Consider the following 17,558-nt stretch of genomic DNA (forward strand, 5'->3'; position numbering starts at 1 on the left):
GCCGCGCCGCAATCGAAACAAGGCACTGCAGGCGGCCGGGTTTACACCTAGTGCCCTGTTTTCAGGCCGCTCCCTCCTGCTTCGGGAGCTAGGGGTCGGAGGTTCGAATCCTCTCACTCCGACCATCAAGCCCGGACGCCGCTGCTACGGGCGCCGGAACTCACCGCAGCGATTTCCGGATGACGAGCTTCAGCCCGGACCAGACCGCGTCGACGGCGCACACCTTCACGTCCACGAACCCCATCGGCAGGGCCAGCGCGCGGACCGTGTCCTCGGTGATGTCGGTTTCGACCTTCGCGGCGCGCTTGAGCCAGGAGACCCAGACCATGCCCGCCGGGTCCAGCAGGCCGCGCAGGCGTGTCAGGTCCGCCTCCAGCGCAGCGGCGGAGGTGTGGAAGACATGTGCCGCCGTGAGCCCCTTGGCGGGGCGCGCGACATAGCGCAGCGCGGCGGCCTCTGCGATTTCCGCGCGCACGCTTTCGGGCATCGCCTTCGCCCAGACGTCGAGGCCGTCCGTGAAGCCGAGCTTGCGCGCCAGCGAGGTTCCTGAATATCCGGCGGGCACGGCGATCTCCCCGGCCGGTCCGGCTCAGCCCTTGAGCAGGGCGCGGACCGCATCGAGCGCCGCCTGTGCCTGGCCCGAATCCGGCCCACCGGCCATGGCCATGTCCGGCCGCCCGCCGCCGCCCTTGCCGCCGACGGCTTCGGCCGCGACTTTCACGAGGTCGACGGCAGAATACTTGGTCGTGAGGTCTGCCGTGACGCCGACAGCGACGCCGGCCTTGCCGCCTTCGGTGCCGATGAACACGACGATGCCGGAGCCGAGCTGCGCCTTGGTCTCGTCGACCAGGGTGCGCAGGTCCTTGCCGCCGACGCCTTCCGCGATGCGCGCGACGAGGTTGACCCCATTGATGACTTCCGGACCGGATGGCGCGCCGCCGCCGCCGCCCATGGCGAGCTTGCGCTTCGCCTCGGCGAGCTCGCGCTCCAGCGCGCGGCGGTCTTCGCTCAGCGTGGCGACGCGCTTCGGCAGGTCTTTCAGCGGCACTTTCAGGCTGTCGGCGACATCGGCCGCGATCTGGGCGCGGCCCTTCAGGTAGGCGAGCGCTTCGGCGCCGGTGGCCGCCTCGATGCGCCGCACGCCGGCCGACACACCGCTCTCGGACAGGATGGTGAAGACCGCAATGTCGCCCGAGCGCTCGACGTGGATACCGCCGCACAGCTCGACCGAATAGGACCGGCCGCCTTCGCCGGGCTCGCCCATCGACAGTACACGGACTTCATCGCCGTACTTCTCGCCGAACAGCGCCAGCGCGCCGGCCTCGATTGCCTGCTCGGGCGTCGACACCTTGACGCCGGTGGCGATGTTGGCGCGGATCTGCGCGTTGACCTGGTCTTCCACCGCCTCGATCTGGGCCGGCGTCATCGGCGCGCCGTGCGAGAAGTCGAACCGGAACCGGTCGGCCTCAACCAGCGAGCCTTTCTGTGTCACATGCTCGCCGAGCACCTTGCGCAGGGCGGCGTGCATCAGGTGGGTCGCCGAATGGTTTGCCATGACCTGCTTGCGGCGGAGCGCATCGACCTTCAGCAGCGCCTTGGCGCCCGTCTTCACGCTGCCGGACACGAGCTCGCCAACATGCACATGCACATCGCCGGCGCGCTTCTGCACGTCGCGCACAATGAAGCGCGCGCCGCCGTCAAACACGATCTCGCCATGGTCGCCCGCCTGGCCGCCGGATTCAGCGTAGAACGGCGTCTGGTCGAACACGAGTTCGGCCGGGCCGGGCTCGAGCGCGGCCGACAGCGCGCCGCCGGATGCGATGGCGACGAGTTTTCCGTCTCCCGACGTGGCGCCATAGCCGGTGAATTTCGTGGCGCCCTGCTTGGCGCGCACGTCGAACCAGATTTCTTCCGTCGCCTGATCACCCGAGGAGAAACCAGCCGCGCGGCTTGCTTCGCGCTGCGTATCGAGCGCTGCCTCGAAGCCGGCCACATCCACTTCCATGCCGCGCCCGCGCAGGATGTCCTGCGTCAGGTCGAGCGGGAAACCGAAGGTGTCGGACAGGCGGAAGGCCACATCGCCCGGCAGCGCGCCGCCTTTCGGCACATCAGCGGCCGCCTTGTCGAGCAGCGCGAGGCCATTGCCCAGCGTGCGCTGGAAGCGGGCTTCCTCGTCGCGGATGGCGGTCTCGATGGCCACTTTCGCGCGGCCGAGTTCCGGATAAGCCTTGCCCATCTCGCCGATCAGCGCCGGCACGAGCTTGTGCATCAGCGGCTCGCGCGCGCCCAGCATGTGGCCGTGGCGCATGGCGCGCCTCATGATCCGGCGCAGCACATAGCCGCGCCCCTCGTTCGACGGCAGCACGCCGTCGGCGACCAGGAAGGCCGACGTGCGCAGATGGTCGGCGATGACGCGGAACGAGGCCGCCTTGTCGCCTTGCGATTTCTGGCCGTACACGGACTCTTCGGCTTCGATCAGTGTGCGGAAGAGGTCGATGTCGTAGTTGTTATGCTTGCCCTGCAGCACCGCTGCGATGCGCTCAAGGCCCATGCCGGTGTCGATCGACGGCTTCGGCAGGCTCGTGCGCTTGCCGCCTTCATGCTGCTCGAACTGCATGAACACGAGGTTCCAGACCTCGATGAACCGGTCGCCGTCCTGGTCGGGGCTGCCCGGCGGGCCGCCGGCGACCTTGTCGCCATGGTCGAAGAAGATTTCCGAGCAGGGCCCGCAGGGGCCGGTATCGCCCATCGACCAGAAGTTGTCGCTGTTCGAGATGCGGATGATGCGGGAATCGTCGAAGCCCGCGACCTTTTTCCAGATCGCGGCGGCCTCTTCGTCCTCGCCATAGACGGTGACCAGGAGGCGCTTGGCGTCGAGGCCGTAATGCTTCGTGATCAGCTCCCAGGCGAGGCGGATCGCATCGTCCTTGAAATAATCGCCGAACGAGAAATTCCCCAGCATTTCGAAGAAGGTGTGGTGGCGCGCGGTGTAGCCGACATTGTCGAGGTCGTTGTGCTTGCCGCCGGCGCGCACGCATTTCTGGGAGGTCGTGGCGCGCGGGGCAAACGGCGTCTCGGCGCCGGTGAAGATGTTCTTGAACGGCACCATGCCGGCGTTGACGAACAGGAGGGTCGGGTCGTTCTGCGGCACCAGCGGCGCGGACGGCCGGCGCGTGTGGGCGTTCTTCTCGAAAAAGCTGAGGAACGTTTCCCGGATTTCGTTGACGCCTTGCATGTGTCGCTTCTGGTCCTTGCCGATAAAAGAAGGGAATCCCGGCGCCCGCCTTAGCCGACGCGCGCAGAGGATTACAGAGGCGATATAAAGGCCCCTTTGCAGCACGCCAAGACAAGGCGCGCCGCAAAGGGGACTCTTCCGGCCTGGAGATCGCTAGACCGGAAGCTTGCCTCCCCGGAATGATACGGACAACGCATCCATCCGGCTTGGCCAGCGCCCCTCCGCGTTGCAAGCAGCGAGGCGCAAGTTCGTTCGTGTTGCCTGACCCCGCCGGATCAACCTTCGGCGGCGTCGGGTGCCTCGTCATCCTCGGCGGCATTCATGCCCGCGGCAAGGAGTTCTTCTGCAAGCAGACCCGCATTGCGGCGGACTGCATCCTCGATTTCGTCGGCTACTGCCACGTTTTCCTTCAGGAATTGCCGCGCTTTTTCGCGGCCCTGACCGATGCGTTCGCCGTTATAGGAGTACCAAGACCCCGATTTCTCGACCACATTGGCCTTTACGCCGAGATCAATCAACTCTCCTGTCTTGGAAATTCCTTCGCCATAGAGAATATCGAACTCGACCTGCCGGAACGGCGGGGCCACCTTGTTCTTGACGACCTTGACCCGCGTCTGGTTGCCGATCACGTCCTCACGTTCCTTGATCTGGCCGATGCGGCGGATATCGAGGCGCACGGAAGCGTAGAATTTCAAGGCGTTACCGCCCGTGGTCGTCTCCGGGTTGCCGAACATCACCCCGATCTTCATGCGGATCTGGTTGATGAAGATGACCATGCATTTCGACTTGGAGATCGAGCCCGTAAGCTTGCGCAGGGCCTGGCTCATCAGGCGGGCCTGCAGGCCGGGCAGCGAGTCGCCCATTTCGCCTTCAAGTTCGGCCCGCGGCGTCAGGGCCGCCACGGAGTCGATGACCAGGAGGTCCACGGCGCCCGACCGCACGAGCGTATCGGCGATTTCCAGCGCCTGCTCGCCCGAATCAGGCTGCGAGACGAGGAGGTCGTCGAGATCGACGCCCAGTTTGCCGGCATAGACGGGGTCCAGCGCGTGCTCGGCGTCGATGAAAGCGCAGACACCGCCATTCTTCTGGGCTTCGGCGACGCAATGCAGCGACAGCGTGGTCTTGCCCGAGCTTTCCGGCCCGAAAATCTCGATGATGCGGCCTTTCGGCAGACCGCCGATGCCCAGCGCGATGTCGAGGCCGAGCGAACCGGTCGAAACCGCCTCGATATCCATCGATTTCTTGTCGCCCAGGCGCATGACCGAGCCCTTGCCGAAGGACCGCTCAATGTTGCCGAGCGCCGTTTCGAGGGCCTTTTGCTTGTCCACGCCGGTTTCCTTGTCCACGAGAATGAGGGCGGGTTTCGCCATGAGTCGTCTCCTTTGGTCTACCATGGGGGCCAGTTTGGCAAGGCCCCCGATTGCCGTTGCTGACGAAGTGTGTACACTATTTGTTCCGGAGAACAAAGCGGAAACTTTCCGCAGGTCTGACTTTCCTTTCCGGGCGGGATCGGGCATAAGGAAGACATGCTCACACGGTCTGGAAATTCCGGCGGCGAAGCCCGCCTTCACTATGGCGACAATGACTATGACATCCTGTCGCCGGGCAGTTTCGTCACCTGCGCCGTGACCGGCCGGCAAATTCCGCTGGGCGCGCTGCGCTACTGGAGCGTCGACCTGCAGGAAGCCTACTGGGACGCGGAAGCCGCCGCCCAGCGCCTGTCGCCGGCGACCTGACGCCCACCGATGGCCGGAGCGGAGCTTTCGGCCGCACAGCACATTTCCGCCTGGATCGTGCGCGCCATCGAGGCGGCGCCAGCAGGGCACGTGCCGCTGCTGTTCCTGTCCGGCCCGCAGGGGTCCGGCAAGTCGACCGCTTTGGCTGCTGCGCTGTCGGCCCTGCCCTTGCCGGTGGCCGGCGCCAGCCTTGACGACTTCTACCTGACACAGGCCGAGCGGGCGGCGCTGGCGCGCGAGGTAAGCCCGCTGTTTGCGGTGCGCGGCGCGCCCGGCACGCATGACCTCGCGTTGCTGCGCGCGGTGATCGAGGCCCTGCGGGCGGCCTCGCCGGGGTCGGTGACGCGCCTGCCCGTGTTCGACAAGCTGACGGACGAGCGGATGCCGGAGAATGCCTGGCGCCAGTGGGAAGGCCGGCCGGCGGCGATCGTCATCGAGGGCTGGCTGATGGGCGCGGTGGCGGACGCTGCGTCGCTGGCCGATGAGCCGCTCAACGACGCAGAGCGCCTTCCCGGCGCGGCGGCGTGGCGCCAGCACCAGGAGACGATGCTGGCCGGCGGGTATGCGGCGCTCTGGGATCTGGCGGACGCCTTCTTCCATATCCTCGCGCCGGATTTCGAATGCGCGCTGGACTGGCGCCTCGAGCAGGAAGCCGCGCTCTGGGCTGCGAAGGGCGAAGCCCTGCCGGAGGCGCGCCGCGACTGGGTCGCCGGTTTCATCCAGCACTATGAGCGCCTGACGCGCCGGATGATCGCGGGCGGACGGCGGCCGGGCTGGAGCGTTCGGATCGACGGGGAGCGCAGGGTCACGGCCGATACCGGTGACTAACCCTTGTACGCTGGCCTATTCGTCCATCAGGGCCTGGCTGTCCGTCACATAGTCGTTCAGCGAACGCAAACCCTGCCGGTTCTGCTCGGCCCAGCGCGCATTTGAATCCGGAGAGATCAGGCTCACACCGATGATCTCTCCACGGATGATCCCCTGCAGGGTCGACATCATGTCCGTATGCGTGACGACCAGATCTGGCGCGGCGCCACCTGCGGGGGCCATGTTGCGCCTGGCCGTATCGAGGAATTTCGAAGCATCCGCCTGGCGCACGAACATCGGCAAGCGGGCACCGCCTTCGAAATTGTGCAGCACGGGATCGTCGTCCTTCGTCGTCACATAGAACAATCCCGGCTGGTCAATCCTTGTCTGGGCCATTGTGGCATCATGCGCCCTGCCCATCCAGACGGCAGCGCCCTGGGTCTTGGCAATCACGTCCATTCCGTTGGCCGCCACAACCGGATATTCCTGCGGAATGCCGCCGCCCAGCCAATCGACGTAGGCTGCTTCGGCATCCAGATAAATCAGCGGGCGGATGATCTCGACACCGCCCGGCTCTGATTTCACCTGCAGGAACTCCCCTGTCTGCGGATTGATTGCCGCGATGACCAGGAATCCCTCCAACGCCCGGCGCAGTTCTGTGATGCCGGCACTTTCCGTTTGCACCGGCGCCTCAGGCTCTGCCCAAGCCGGCGCAGCTGCGCCCTTCATTAAGATGAAAGCCGCCAGCGCGATCCGCGAGATGATCTTCATGCCGATATTCTCCCCTTCGAAAGCGTTTTCTCGTCTGCGCTTCGCGCCCGCGTCAAGAGCCCTTCGGGCAAGTCCAGACGACTTCATCCGCCCCGACCAACCGCGCCAGCCTGTCCAGCTCCGCATCCAGCTTGCCCTGCCGCGCGTCCGTCCACTTCACGCCCGGCTCCGGCCAGAGTGTGTGCACCGTCAGCTCGCCCGCCTCGCGGTCGGATTTCACTTCGATGCGCCCCACCATCCGGTCGCCTTCCAGCAGCGGATAGACATAATAGCCCCATTGACGCTTGGCTTCCGGCACGAAGATTTCGATACGGTAGTCAAATCCGAACAGGCGTGTGAGGCGGTTGCGGTCGCGGATCACGGGGTCGAACGGGTTGAGGATGCGCAGCCGTCCGGCAGGCGCGGGCGTAGCGGCGAGGCGCGCCTCGATGTCCGGCTGCGCCAGCGCGCCCGACCAGCTGCCATCGGCCGCCTCGATCTCGACGGCGACGAGGTCGCCGGCATTCTCCGCGGTCCAGGCTTTCACTTCGTCCATGTCCGCCGCCGCCCAGAAGCGCTGGATGTCGCCCGGCGTACCAAAGGCGAGGCGGGACAACGCCTCCCGGCACAGCCAGTCCACCTGCGCGTCATCGTCATGATCCGTATCCAGATGATGCGCGGGGATCACACGGTGCGTCAGGTCATAGAACTTGGTGAAGCCCTCCCGGTGCGAGGTCGACAATTCCCCCGCATACCACATGTAGTCCAGCGCCAGCTTGTGCGGCGGCCGGCGCCACATCTCGCGCTTGCCTTCGATCTTGGTGTCGAACGCCTTGGTGCTGAGCGGGCCTTCCGCTTCGATCCGTGCCCGGATGGCCGCGCGGCCGTCCTCGTCGAGCATGCCGCGGTGCCATTCCCAGCCGCGCACCTTCTCCTCCATGCGGCGGAACTGGCGGCGCCACATCGGGTAGAAGTCCATCGGGATCACCGAGGCATCATGCGTGAAATGCTCGAACACGTGGCGGTCGCGGCCCAGGCATTTCTCCAGCATCGGCTCGCGGTAGTTCTGGTTGCGGCTCCAGAGGATATGGTCATGCGCGCGGGCAACCACGCGGATGGTGTCGAGCTGCACGAAGCCGAGCTTGCGGATGATGCCCGGCAGGTCCACCGGCCCCGTCGGCGCCGCCGACAGGCCCTGCGCGTCGAGCCAGAGCCTGCGCGCTTCGCGGTTGGAAATCTTCAGTGCCATGACTATTGCGGCCGGGCGCCGACGATCTCCGCCTGCGTCTGGCTCATGTTGGTGGTGCCGGTATAATTTCCGTTGGCATCGTAGGTGCGCACCTCGACGATGTTGAGGGAGGATTGCAAGCCGGCCTGGCGCGCGGCATCGACGCCGGCGTTATGGGCCGCGACCGCAGCCGCGAGGGCCGCTGCGTCCGCCCGTTTCTGGTTCACCGCATTGGTCTGGTTCTGGCATCGCGCAGAAGCTGTATCGACCGCACAGAGCCGGCCAAGGGCATAGTCGCTGCTCAGGCCATAGGTGTCCGAGAACCAGAGCAGCTTCTCGTCGCCGAAGACCGCTGCGATGTATTCCATCGCGACCACATCCTCACTCGCGAGGCTGCCCGCGCCATGGCGGCGGTAGAGGTCATCCCAGCGCCCCTGGAGGTCGCGGCGGCGGCGTTCGGCATCTTCGGCAACAATCTGCATACGGATGGCCTGTCCCCGCGCGATCGAGGCGTTCATCTGGTCCGTCAGGCCCTTGGCCTCGGCAAACCGGGTCATCCAGTCAACGTCCCAGTCAAACATCTTTGCGCCGCTGATCCGGGCTTTGACCAATTGATCGAATTTTGCCTTCTCGACGGAATACCGGAACTGCTCCATCTCGACGGCGGTCGCGGGCTCATGGGTTGCCAGCGCGATCTCTGGCGGCGATTTCATGTCGCCGAAGGCGTAGTTGCTCAGCGTCTGGGCATTGCTCTTGCCCGGGAAGCTGATCGTGAAGCCGCAGTCGTACCGGTAGAGGCGTCCCCTGTCCGAGTTGACGCACTGGGACAGCGCCATCGCCGCCCTGGGGTCACCGCCGTGCATCTGCCAGTATTGCACGGACCAGCGCATGGCCAGCGCCAGCGCGGTATCCTTCTGCAGCGGCACCGCGCCAACGCTGCGCTCGCCGAAGCTCTGTGTGTGGCGCACCTTGTAGGGAAAATCCGCCGGCCAGTCCCGCCCATGGCCCTGGCCGATTTCCAGCAGCACGTTGATCATCGCCTTCATCGCGGCCTTGTCGCCGGTGCGGGCGAGCGCGTCGAGCTTGCGGAAATAGCTGAAGGAGCCGCCCTGCAGGATCGCAAGTTCCAGCCCCGCAATCTCGCCTTTCTCGGCGGCGGTCAGCGTGCGCGGCGTGACCTGCGGTGCGAACTCGGCGACCACCTCTTCGAGCGAGCGCCAGCGCAGCATCTCGTCGCCGATCGGCGCCGCCGGCTCTTCCAGCACGGGCAACGCGCGCCAGGCCGAATACGCCGTCTTGAACTTCACCTGCTCGCTGACCTGGCCGTAGAGATGGCACTTGGCCGACGACGCATTCTTCTTTTCCGGATTGAACAGGGACCAGGCGACACAGTAGCGGTTCGTTTCGCATTGAACCTTGCAGGCCGCCGTATCGTCAAAGTTCACGCTCGAATCGTAGAGCGCCTGCCCGACGAAGGCCGTGCCCTTCTCGATTCTGCCCGGTGACGGGATGGGCGTCTGCGCCGTTTTCGGGCCGGAGACGGTATTGTAGGTGGCCGTCACATTGCCTTCCCTGCTCTTCAGCCAGCAGTAGGACACGTCCTTGTTGTCGTCCGGCGAGTAGAGGCTCCACGCCTTGCAACTGCCATTCACGTCGCAGGCTTTCGAGCAGGCCTTCCAGTCGTTTCTGCCAGCTGCAAAACTGAGGAAATCATTGCCTTCATAGCCATAGCCCTGAAGGGGCGCGCCGCCCTCAGCCCGCTCCGGCGCCGTGCGCAGGCCGCTGTCGATGGTCGCCCAGGGCTCGAGCGGGCCGGCAGCGGACTTGATGTAGCAGACAGAGTTGCCGGTGGTCGCCGGATCGGAATACAGCGCCCACATCTTGCAGGCGCCGTTGTCGTTGCAGATCTTCTCGCACGCCTTCCAGTCGCCCCGGCCGACAGACGGCGAGGCATAATCCGCGCCGTGGGAGACCTGCCCCGGATAGGGCGGCGCGTCCTGCGTCTGCGCCGGCGCCCCGAAGAGCCAGGCCAGCACCATCAGCCAGATCAGAAGTTTTTTCACGTTGCTTCCCCCGTCTGGCCTCGACGCGCCCCGCGCCGTTCTATTCCGGCTGGTAATCCTTGATCAACCGGGCGCCGGAATTCCACTGCTCCAGCCAGCGCAGCACGGAGGGCGAAGCGGCGAAGTGGACGTCGGTGACCTTGCCGTCGAGGATGCCCTGCACCAGCGCTTCAAAGTCGCCCGCGACCACCGACAGGTCCATCGGATGGCCAGCGGCCGAGAGCGTGTTCTGCGCCGCCACCCGCGCCGAATCGGCGGCCACGGCATCGACGTAGAAGATCACCTTCTCCTTGCCGTCGATCACCTTGGTCAGCGGCTGGTCGTCCGGGTTGGTGATGTAGAATACCGGCGGGCGCGTCGGCGTGCCGTTGACGAGGCTGGCATTGGCGATCGACGAGATCCAGGTGACATCGCCGCCGCGCGTCTCGTAGAGGTCGCCGGCATTGATCAGGCCGCCCTCCGAATGCGCGCCGATGCCGGCCGCCTGCACCTGCTCGGCCGCCGTGGCCGCATCCAGGAAGGCAACCACCACGTTGCGCGGGTTTGAGCCGTCGGCGTCGGTCACCTCTTCAGTCACCGCGACGCCAGTTTCGGTGTTGGTGGGCACGATCACGTAGAGCCCCGACATCGCGGCCTTCAGGGCCTTGATGTCCGGTTCGGGCCCCGCCAGCGCCGCCGGCGCCGTCAGCGTCAGTACAATTGCAGCGGCCAGCGCCCGAAACATCGGCATCTCCATCCTTGTCCGGGCGGAAGCCTACAAGCGCTGCGGGCGGCGTCCATCTTACAAGGCAGTAAAGTAGGCCCGCCTTACTTCGCGTGGGTCAGGAAAATCTTGACCGCGAAGACCGAGAACACCCCCGCGAACACATAGTCCACCGCCCGCAGGACCCGGCGGTTGGCCTGCAGCCAGCCGGACAGCAGGTCTGCGCCCAGCACGATGGCGATCCCCAGCGGCAGCGTCAGCAGGATCGACCAGAGACCCAGGAACACCAGCTTGCCGGTCACGTCCGGGTCGCCGGCGCTGACGAATTGCGGCAGGAAGGTCATGTAGAAGATAATCACCTTGGGGTTCAGCAGGTTCACCCAGAGCCCGTTCAGGAAGGCATGGCCGAGCGAGCCCTCCCGCTCGCCGCTTGCCCTGACCACCAGCTTCGAGCCCTGCCGGACTGCCTGCACAGCCAGCCAGAGAAGATAGGCCGCGCCGCCGGTCTTCAGCACGAAGAAGGCGGTCGGCGAGGCCAGGATCAGGGCCGAAATGCCGAACGCCACCAGCAGCGTGTGGACGGCAATGCCGAGTTCGGTGCCCACCAGCGCCGCCAGGCCGACCGACCGGCCGTCTCGCAGCGACCGGCTGATCCACAGCGTCATGTCCGGCCCCGGCGTGATCGCGAGCAACAGGATGGCGGCGCTGAACGCGGCCAGCGTCGCCGCATCTGGAAGGAAGGTCATGGCGCCGCCTAGTTCGCCTCATCAGGCAGCGTGGCCGGCGCGAGTTGGTCGTCGATGGCCGAGTTCACGGGTTCCGGCCAGTCGCTGCCGGTGCTGACGCAGTCGCGGCGGAAGTCGACGTCGGTGGTGGCGACGCTGTCGGCGCGCGCGGGATCGCTGGTCAGCGACAGTTCCCAGTCCATCTGGCAGGCCCGGGTGGCGAAGCTGCGTGTGCAGACGGCCATGGGCTCCGGATAGTCTTCGTGCGCCTCGCCGAACTGGCACGCGTAGCCCGCCTCAGCGAGCTGCGCGAGCGTCGCGGCGCGGCCATTCTTGCGGGCGATGCGGCTGAAATCGTTCGCCATCGCGGCATAGAGCTTTTCGCCCTGCTCGTATTGCCAGTCGTGCGTCTGGTGCAGCTCCACCAGCGTCTGCGGCTTTTGGCTGCCGTGCGCGCACGCGCCGAGGCTTGCCGCCATCAACGCAATCAGGACCCGTTTCATTTGTTCCTCCCCGGACGATGCCGTCGAGGCTGAGCCCCGATTGCGGCGCATTGATGGACGCAGTTAAGGCATGAGAAGGATCGCGCCGGACGTCTTGCCGCTTTCGAGCGCGCGGTGCGCGTCGGCGGCGTCCTTCAGGGCGAAGCGCTGGCCGATATCGGCGGTCAGCACACCCGATTCGAGCAGGCTGAAGAGGCGCCTTGAGGCGCGCGCGAGCGAGTCCGGCGTGTCGGTGAAATTGAACAGCGTCGGCCGGGTCATGACGAGTGAGCCGCCGGCCGCCAGCCGGCCGGGCGGGATCGGGTCAGCCGCGCCGGACGCGTTGCCATAGGAGATGAACCAGCCGCGCGGCCGAAGGCTCGAGAGCGAAGCTTCCATCGAGATCTTGCCGACGCTGTCATAGACGACATCGACGCCCTTTCCGCCCGTCAGCTCACGGACCTTCTTCGCCACATCGTCATAGCCGACCACCACCTCGTCCGCGCCGAGCGCGCGCGCCTTCTGCGCCTTCGCCTCGCTGGACGTGACCGCGATCACCCGCGCGCCGATATGCTTCGCCCAGGGTGTCAGCAGCGAGCCGACGCCGCCGACCGGCGCCCAGACGAGCGCCGTATCGCCCTTCTGCAGCGGCCGGATTTCCTCGAGCAGCATCCAGACGGTCATGCCCTTCAGCATGACGGCGGCGGCTTCCTCGTCGCTGATGCCCGCCGGCAGCGGCACGGCGGTGGCGGCGGGGCCGGTATAGTGCGTCGAATAGGTGCCGCGCCCGGTATAGGCGACCCGGTCGCCCGGCCCGAGATGCGTGACGCCCTCGCCGACTTCCTCCACCACGCCGGCACCTTCCGACCCCGGAACAAATGGCAGCGGCACCTTGTAGAGGCCGGTGCGGTGATAGGTGTCGATGAAGTTCACGCCGACCGCCGTCTGGCGCACCAGCACCTCGCCCGGCCCCGGCGCGCGCGACGGCACGTTCTCGACCCTCAGCACATCCGGCCCGCCGGTCTCGTGCATGCGAATGGCATAAGCGTTCGGCAGGGTCATCGGCGGCTCCATTTCTTGCTTTCCCCATCAAGCGCCGCCGCGCGTCCGCGTCAAACCCCCGGCCAAAATCTCCGCTCGACAAGCGCCTATTGTTCTTGTTATGTTCCTTGTCCGCAAGGAGGACAAAAACAATGATCGGCTATGTAACCCTCGGCACCACGGATCTCGAACGGGCCGCCAAATTCTATGATGCGATCGCCGCCGAACTCGGCACACCGCGCATGTTCACCACCGAAACCTTTATCGCCTGGGGCACGCCCGACGGCGCCGCCGGGATCGGCATTACCTACCCGTTCGACGGCAACAAGATGAGCGTCGGCAACGGCGTGATGGTGGCGCTGCAGGCGAAGGACAAGGCGCAGGTCGACCGGATCTACGATCTCGCGATCGGTCTCGGCGCAGCTGACGAGGGCAAGCCAGGGCCGCGCGGCGACACGTTCTATGCCGGCTATTTCCGCGACCTCGACGGCAACAAGCTCAACGCCTTCGTGATGGGCTGAACGACGGCGGTTTACAGCCGCCCTATCTTGTCATCCCGGCGAAAGCCGGGACCCAGAGTGCAGTGACCACCCTCTCCGCAGATGCCTGCGAAGGCAGGCATCCAGTCTTCATGCGTGCTGACCTGGACCCCTGCCTGCGCAGGGGTCTGCGACGACGGAGGGTCTCCCCAACCCTTGCCGTCCGGACCTTCGCCTTGATGACAAGCGTTGAGGTCAGCCTCCCGGCATGAGCCCGAACCGAGCGCCTACTTCCCGGTAAACTTGGCCGGCCGCTTCTCCAGGAACGACGCGACGCCTTCCTTGTGATCGGCCGACTTGAAGCAGGCCGACATCGTCGCGACGTGGTCCTTCATGTGATCGGGCAGCTCGCGCGCGAGGCCCTGGTAGACCAGTGACTTGATGTGGCGGATCGAGAACGGCGAGGAGACGAGATAGCGCCGCGCTTCGGCGAGCGCGGTTTCCATCAATGCCTCGGGCGCGACGATCTCGTTGGCATAGCCGATCTCCTTCGCTTCCGCCGCTTCGAGGAAGCCGCCGGAATAGAGCAGCCGCAGCGCCCGGCTGTGCCCGATCAGGCGCGGCAGGATCCAGCTGCCCGCACCGGTGTCCGGCACAAGGCCGCGGTGCGCGAAGTTCCACGCAAAGCGCGCGCGATTGGTGACGATGCGCACGTCGCACTGGCTGGTGAACTCGGCGCCCATGCCGACGGCGAAGCCGTCAATGGCGCCGATCACCGGCTTCGGGCACGCAACCAGCGGCCACCAGACATCATGGTCGCCCGCCTCGCCGCGCACGCCGCGCGTCTCGCCCGGGATGGTGGAGAGGTCGGCAAGGTCGGTGCCCGCACAGAACGTGCCGCCCGCCCCGGTCACGATCAGCACACGGACCGAATCGTCGTTGGCGACTTCGCGCACCTTGCCGATGAACGCCGCCAGCATGGCATAGGTCATCGCATTGCGCTTTTCGGCGCGGTCGATGGTCAGGATGGCGATGCCATCCTCGGTCTTCTCAAGCTTGATATGGTGTGCCGTCATCTCAGTGCGCCTCCCGGTCCTTGCGCGCGTTTTTTCGCGTCTGGATGTTAAGCAGCTCCACGCCCAGCGAGAAGGCAATAGCGAAATAGAGGTAACCTCGCGGAATGTGGAAGCCGAGCCCGTCGGCGACCAGCGCCACCCCGACCAGCAGGATGAAGGCGAGGGCCAGCATCTTCGTCGTCGGGTGGTTCGCAATGAACTTCGCCAGCGGGTCCGCCGCCACGGCCATCACGAGGGTCGACAGCACGACCGCCGCAATCATCACTTCCAGGTGCGTCGTCATGCCGACCGCCGTGATCACCGAGTCGAGCGAGAACACGATGTTGATCACGAACAGCTGCACGATCACCGCCGTGAACCCGGACTTCGCATTCGCATCGGCTTCATGCGTGCCCTCCACCGAATTGTGGATCTCCTGCGTGCCCTTCCACAGCAGGAACAGGCCCCCGGCAAACAGGATCAGGTCCTTCAGGGTAATGTACTCGATATGATGCACGGCCTCGGGATTCCCGCCGCCTGCAAATTCGGCAATGGCGTGCGGCAGCTGCAACAGCGGGCTCTTGTCCAGCTGCAGGATCCAGAAGATCAGGCCCAGCATCGCGATCCGCAGCACCATCGCGCCCCACACGCCGACGCGCGTCGCCGTCACCTTCTGCTTGCCTTCCAGCTTTCCGGTCGCAATCGACACGAACAGCAGGTTGTCGATGCCGAGCACGATCTCGAGGAAAGTCAGGGTGACAAGCGAGCCCCAGAAGGCGGGGGATGCGAGGAGTTCGGCCATGGGAGGCGCCTTTCGGAACAGTCGGTTTGACCCCGAGTGAAGCCTGCGTCGCCGCCTTCCGCAAGGGCTTCCCCACGGGACCGGCTTGCGCTGCCCCGGAGACTGTCGCAGCCTCGCGCCAGACAAGGGAGCCCGCCATGCCAGAATTCCGCACGCTTGATGCCGGCGCCGCCAACATCCGCGTGGCGCTCGAAGGCACAGGCCCGCTCGTCCTCATGGTCCACGGCTTTCCCGAAAGCTGGTATTCCTGGCGCCACCAGATCGGCCCCATTGCCGCCGCCGGCTTCACCGCCGCCGCGATGGACGTGCGCGGTTATGGCGGCTCCTCGCGCCTGCCGGAAGTGGCGGACTACCGGATGGAAGCGCTGGTCGCGGACATCCTCGGCGTCGGCGCCGCGCTGTCGCCGGAGGCGCCCTTCATCCTGATCGGGCATGACTGGGGCGCGCCTCAGGTCTGGAACACCGCGCTGACCAACCCCGCCCGCATCGCCGCCGTTGCCGCCCTCTCGGTGCCCTTCTACGGCGCCCCGGAATTCTCCTTCGATGACGTGATCAAGCGCGTCTTCGACGACCGCGACCGCTTCTTCTACCAGTCCTACTTCCGCACCCCCGGCCGCGCCGAGGCCGACCTTGAAGCTGACCTGCGCAATTTCCTCGCCGGCTTCTATTACTCGATCTCCGGCGACGCGAAGGAGGGCGAATGGAAGCTCGGCCTGCCGTCCAGCGCCCGGCTGATGGACAGCCTGACCGTTCCGGAAACCCTGCCCGCCTGGATGTCGACCGCCGATCTCGACTATTACGAGGCCGAGTTTCGCAAGTCCGGCCTGTTCGGCCCGATCAGCCGCTACCGCAACCATACGCGCGATTTCGAGTTCCTCTCGCCTTTCCGCGGCAAGACCATCGACCAGCCCGCCTGTTTCATCGCCGGCGACAAGGACCCTGCCTTCAACGGCTTCGGCATGGTCGCCGATCCCATCGCCCGGATGCGCCCGGCCGTGCCGAACCTGGAAGTCGCAGAAGTGTTGCCGGGCTGCGGGCACTGGACGCAGCAGGAACGCCCGGCCGAGGTCAATGCCGCGCTCGTGCCCTGGCTCACCCGCCTCAAGGGCCGCGTTGTCTGAGGCCGTTCAAAATCCCGCTTCCCAATTCCTGCGGCGGTGATTAGCTGGGCGTCTCTCGGGAGGAGACATCCACATGATCCGCACACTCATTGCCGCTGCCCTCGTGGCCGCCGCGCCGCTTGCCGCTGCCGCCGACGAAGTCTGGTCGCTGCCCAGCGGCAACCAGGTCACCTATCTCAGCGACGAAGGCGACACTGCCGTCTTCGGCTACACGCCCGTGATGGGCGTCGAGCAGTCCTACATCTTCGTGCCCGGCCTTGCCGGAAACTATGACAACCGCGGCACCTATCGCGGCTACTGGGTCGAGCCGACCTATGTGGGCAAGACCTGCCCCGCCGCACTCATCGCGCCGAACGGCGTGCCGTGGGAGCGCTGGGGCATCGTCGAGGTGAAGTTCCAGAAGAAGGGCTTCCCGTCCAAAATCACGCTGACGCGCGGCGACTGTTTCAACACGCCGAAGGAAAAGATCGTGCTGAAGCCGATTGTCGGCGCCGGCCTGCAATAATCCGTAACCGGAGCGTCAGCGCGTCTGGCCGCCGTCCACCGGCACCACGGCGCCGTTGATGAAGCTTGCGCGCTCCGACAGGAGGTAAGCGGCTGCATCGCCGATCTCGCGCGGCTGGCCGAAGCGTTTCATCGGCACCTCGCGCTTGATCCAGCGCCACCAGGCGTCCGCGCGCGGGCCGGTCGACTGTTTCTCCCAGGTACTGCCCGGGAAGATGATGTTGCCCGGCGCAATCGTATTCACGCGCACCTTGGTGTCGGCGGCGAAGCGCGCGGCTGACGTCGACAGGTGGTTCACGCCGGCTTTCGTCGCGCCGTAGATCAGCGGGCTGCCGAGCGCGGCGAGGCCGGCAATCGAGCTGATGAACAGGAAGCTGCCGCCGCCATTCTTCTGGATGCGGGGGATTGCGCCGCGTGCGAGCCGGAAGGCCGAGTTGAGGTTCTGGTCGAGCCCCGCCTGCCATTCCTCATCCGAGACATCGAACCCCAGCGGCGACGGCGACAGGCCGACATTCGCCACCGCGCCGGTCACCGGCCCGAACTCCTTCTCGCAGGCCTCCAGCGCCGCCTCGATCGGCCCCGTCTGCGTCAGGTCGCCCGCAAAGCTCCACACCTTGTCCTTGCCGAACCGCTTGGCGAAGTCCGCCTTCGTCTCCGCCAGCGCCTCCGCCCCGCGCGCCGTCAGCGCCACTTTCGCGCCCTCCTCCAGCAGCACCTCGGCGATGCCGTGACCAATGCCCCGGCTCGCGCCGGCAATGAAGATCACCTTGTCTTTCAGCCCGAGATCCATGTCGCTTCCTCCAGGTTTCGGCCGCCATGCTGGCGCC

General features: G+C 66.1%; 18 protein-coding genes. 5 read left to right on the top strand and 13 right to left on the bottom strand.

Annotation, left to right across the window (positions count from 1 at the left end):
• Window positions 1–160: 160 nt before the first annotated feature.
• From IPK75_01530 to recA, 3 genes are all read right to left on the bottom strand, one after another.
• On the bottom strand, window positions 161–565 hold the full coding sequence (locus IPK75_01530) for a hypothetical protein (GenBank protein ID MBK8197020.1): 405 nt from the start codon (window positions 563–565) through the stop codon (window positions 161–163).
• A 24-nt stretch (window positions 566–589) separates the two neighbouring features.
• Complete coding sequence (alaS, locus tag IPK75_01535; protein ID MBK8197021.1) at window positions 590–3,235, bottom strand: alanine--tRNA ligase; 2,646 nt, start codon at window positions 3,233–3,235, stop codon at window positions 590–592.
• 275 nt (window positions 3,236–3,510) lie between these two features.
• On the bottom strand, window positions 3,511–4,605 hold the full coding sequence (gene recA / locus IPK75_01540; protein ID MBK8197022.1) for a recombinase RecA: 1,095 nt from the start codon (window positions 4,603–4,605) through the stop codon (window positions 3,511–3,513).
• Between the two features lie 156 nt (window positions 4,606–4,761).
• On the opposite strand from recA, the gene IPK75_01545 reads away from it, so the two are divergent.
• Together IPK75_01545 and IPK75_01550 are read left to right on the top strand one after the other, a co-directional pair.
• Window positions 4,762–4,971, top strand: a complete 210-nt coding sequence (locus tag IPK75_01545; protein ID MBK8197023.1) for a DUF2093 domain-containing protein — start codon at window positions 4,762–4,764, stop codon at window positions 4,969–4,971.
• Window positions 4,972–4,980: 9 nt separating this feature from the next.
• On the top strand, window positions 4,981–5,799 hold the full coding sequence (locus tag IPK75_01550) for a hypothetical protein (protein MBK8197024.1): 819 nt from the start codon (window positions 4,981–4,983) through the stop codon (window positions 5,797–5,799).
• A 15-nt stretch (window positions 5,800–5,814) separates the two neighbouring features.
• On the opposite strand, the gene IPK75_01555 is transcribed toward IPK75_01550, so the two are convergent.
• From IPK75_01555 to IPK75_01585, 7 genes are all read right to left on the bottom strand, one after another.
• On the bottom strand, window positions 5,815–6,549 hold the full coding sequence (locus tag IPK75_01555; protein ID MBK8197025.1) for a hypothetical protein: 735 nt from the start codon (window positions 6,547–6,549) through the stop codon (window positions 5,815–5,817).
• A 52-nt stretch (window positions 6,550–6,601) separates the two neighbouring features.
• On the bottom strand, window positions 6,602–7,777 hold the full coding sequence (locus IPK75_01560) for a YcaQ family DNA glycosylase (protein ID MBK8197026.1): 1,176 nt from the start codon (window positions 7,775–7,777) through the stop codon (window positions 6,602–6,604).
• Between the two features lie 2 nt (window positions 7,778–7,779).
• Entirely contained in the window at window positions 7,780–9,819 is a 2,040-nt protein-coding gene (locus tag IPK75_01565) for a hypothetical protein (protein MBK8197027.1), read from the bottom strand.
• Between the two features lie 40 nt (window positions 9,820–9,859).
• Window positions 9,860–10,543, bottom strand: coding sequence for a hypothetical protein (locus IPK75_01570; GenBank protein MBK8197028.1), 684 nt, complete (start codon window positions 10,541–10,543; stop codon window positions 9,860–9,862).
• 83 nt (window positions 10,544–10,626) lie between these two features.
• Window positions 10,627–11,268, bottom strand: coding sequence for a LysE family translocator (locus IPK75_01575; protein MBK8197029.1), 642 nt, complete (start codon window positions 11,266–11,268; stop codon window positions 10,627–10,629).
• Between the two features lie 8 nt (window positions 11,269–11,276).
• Window positions 11,277–11,750 carry a hypothetical protein gene (locus tag IPK75_01580; protein MBK8197030.1) on the bottom strand — a complete coding sequence of 158 codons (474 nt, stop codon included), beginning with the start codon at window positions 11,748–11,750 and terminating at the stop codon, window positions 11,277–11,279.
• A gap of 63 nt (window positions 11,751–11,813) precedes the next feature.
• Window positions 11,814–12,791, bottom strand: coding sequence for a quinone oxidoreductase (locus IPK75_01585; GenBank protein ID MBK8197031.1), 978 nt, complete (start codon window positions 12,789–12,791; stop codon window positions 11,814–11,816).
• A gap of 131 nt (window positions 12,792–12,922) precedes the next feature.
• Between IPK75_01585 and IPK75_01590 the strand changes: the two genes are divergently transcribed.
• On the top strand, window positions 12,923–13,291 hold the full coding sequence (locus IPK75_01590; protein MBK8197032.1) for a VOC family protein: 369 nt from the start codon (window positions 12,923–12,925) through the stop codon (window positions 13,289–13,291).
• 245 nt (window positions 13,292–13,536) lie between these two features.
• Here the strand turns inward: IPK75_01590 and IPK75_01595 are convergent, their stop codons facing one another.
• Together IPK75_01595 and IPK75_01600 are read right to left on the bottom strand one after the other, a co-directional pair.
• Complete coding sequence (locus IPK75_01595) at window positions 13,537–14,325, bottom strand: enoyl-CoA hydratase/isomerase family protein (protein ID MBK8197033.1); 789 nt, start codon at window positions 14,323–14,325, stop codon at window positions 13,537–13,539.
• A 1-nt stretch (window position 14,326) separates the two neighbouring features.
• Window positions 14,327–15,106 carry a TerC family protein gene (locus IPK75_01600; GenBank protein ID MBK8197034.1) on the bottom strand — a complete coding sequence of 260 codons (780 nt, stop codon included), beginning with the start codon at window positions 15,104–15,106 and terminating at the stop codon, window positions 14,327–14,329.
• A gap of 137 nt (window positions 15,107–15,243) precedes the next feature.
• Here IPK75_01600 and IPK75_01605 point away from each other — a divergent pair, with 137 nt between their 5' ends.
• Both IPK75_01605 and IPK75_01610 read left to right on the top strand, forming a co-directional pair.
• Window positions 15,244–16,227: an alpha/beta fold hydrolase gene (locus tag IPK75_01605; protein ID MBK8197035.1), complete on the top strand. Its 984-nt coding sequence runs from the start codon at window positions 15,244–15,246 to the stop codon at window positions 16,225–16,227.
• Between the two features lie 73 nt (window positions 16,228–16,300).
• Complete coding sequence (locus tag IPK75_01610) at window positions 16,301–16,732, top strand: hypothetical protein (GenBank protein MBK8197036.1); 432 nt, start codon at window positions 16,301–16,303, stop codon at window positions 16,730–16,732.
• A 15-nt stretch (window positions 16,733–16,747) separates the two neighbouring features.
• Here the strand turns inward: IPK75_01610 and IPK75_01615 are convergent, their stop codons facing one another.
• Window positions 16,748–17,521 (bottom strand): SDR family oxidoreductase, encoded by a 774-nt coding sequence (locus IPK75_01615; GenBank protein MBK8197037.1) that lies wholly within the window; start codon window positions 17,519–17,521, stop codon window positions 16,748–16,750.
• Window positions 17,522–17,558: the final 37 nt, after the last annotated feature.

The sequence above is a fragment of the Acidobacteriota bacterium genome (genome assembly GCA_016712445.1).
Classification (GTDB): Bacteria; Pseudomonadota; Alphaproteobacteria; order Caulobacterales; family Hyphomonadaceae; genus Hyphomonas.

Bases quoted from the DNA above. Each gene is read 5' to 3' on its own strand.
- alaS (MBK8197021.1), bottom strand. From the start codon at position 3,235: ATGCAAGGCGTCAACGAAATCCGGGAAACGTTCCTCAGCTTTTTCGAG.
- recA (MBK8197022.1), bottom strand. From the start codon at position 4,605: ATGGCGAAACCCGCCCTCATTCTCGTGGACAAGGAAACCGGCGTGGAC.
- IPK75_01545 (MBK8197023.1), top strand. From the start codon at position 4,762: ATGCTCACACGGTCTGGAAATTCCGGCGGCGAAGCCCGCCTTCACTAT.
- IPK75_01550 (MBK8197024.1), top strand. From the start codon at position 4,981: ATGGCCGGAGCGGAGCTTTCGGCCGCACAGCACATTTCCGCCTGGATC.
- IPK75_01555 (MBK8197025.1), bottom strand. From the start codon at position 6,549: ATGAAGATCATCTCGCGGATCGCGCTGGCGGCTTTCATCTTAATGAAG.
- IPK75_01560 (MBK8197026.1), bottom strand. From the start codon at position 7,777: ATGGCACTGAAGATTTCCAACCGCGAAGCGCGCAGGCTCTGGCTCGAC.
- IPK75_01570 (MBK8197028.1), bottom strand. From the start codon at position 10,543: ATGTTTCGGGCGCTGGCCGCTGCAATTGTACTGACGCTGACGGCGCCG.
- IPK75_01575 (MBK8197029.1), bottom strand. From the start codon at position 11,268: ATGACCTTCCTTCCAGATGCGGCGACGCTGGCCGCGTTCAGCGCCGCC.
- IPK75_01580 (MBK8197030.1), bottom strand. From the start codon at position 11,750: ATGAAACGGGTCCTGATTGCGTTGATGGCGGCAAGCCTCGGCGCGTGC.
- IPK75_01585 (MBK8197031.1), bottom strand. From the start codon at position 12,791: ATGACCCTGCCGAACGCTTATGCCATTCGCATGCACGAGACCGGCGGG.
- IPK75_01590 (MBK8197032.1), top strand. From the start codon at position 12,923: ATGATCGGCTATGTAACCCTCGGCACCACGGATCTCGAACGGGCCGCC.
- IPK75_01595 (MBK8197033.1), bottom strand. From the start codon at position 14,325: ATGACGGCACACCATATCAAGCTTGAGAAGACCGAGGATGGCATCGCC.
- IPK75_01600 (MBK8197034.1), bottom strand. From the start codon at position 15,106: ATGGCCGAACTCCTCGCATCCCCCGCCTTCTGGGGCTCGCTTGTCACC.
- IPK75_01605 (MBK8197035.1), top strand. From the start codon at position 15,244: ATGCCAGAATTCCGCACGCTTGATGCCGGCGCCGCCAACATCCGCGTG.
- IPK75_01610 (MBK8197036.1), top strand. From the start codon at position 16,301: ATGATCCGCACACTCATTGCCGCTGCCCTCGTGGCCGCCGCGCCGCTT.
- IPK75_01615 (MBK8197037.1), bottom strand. From the start codon at position 17,521: ATGGATCTCGGGCTGAAAGACAAGGTGATCTTCATTGCCGGCGCGAGC.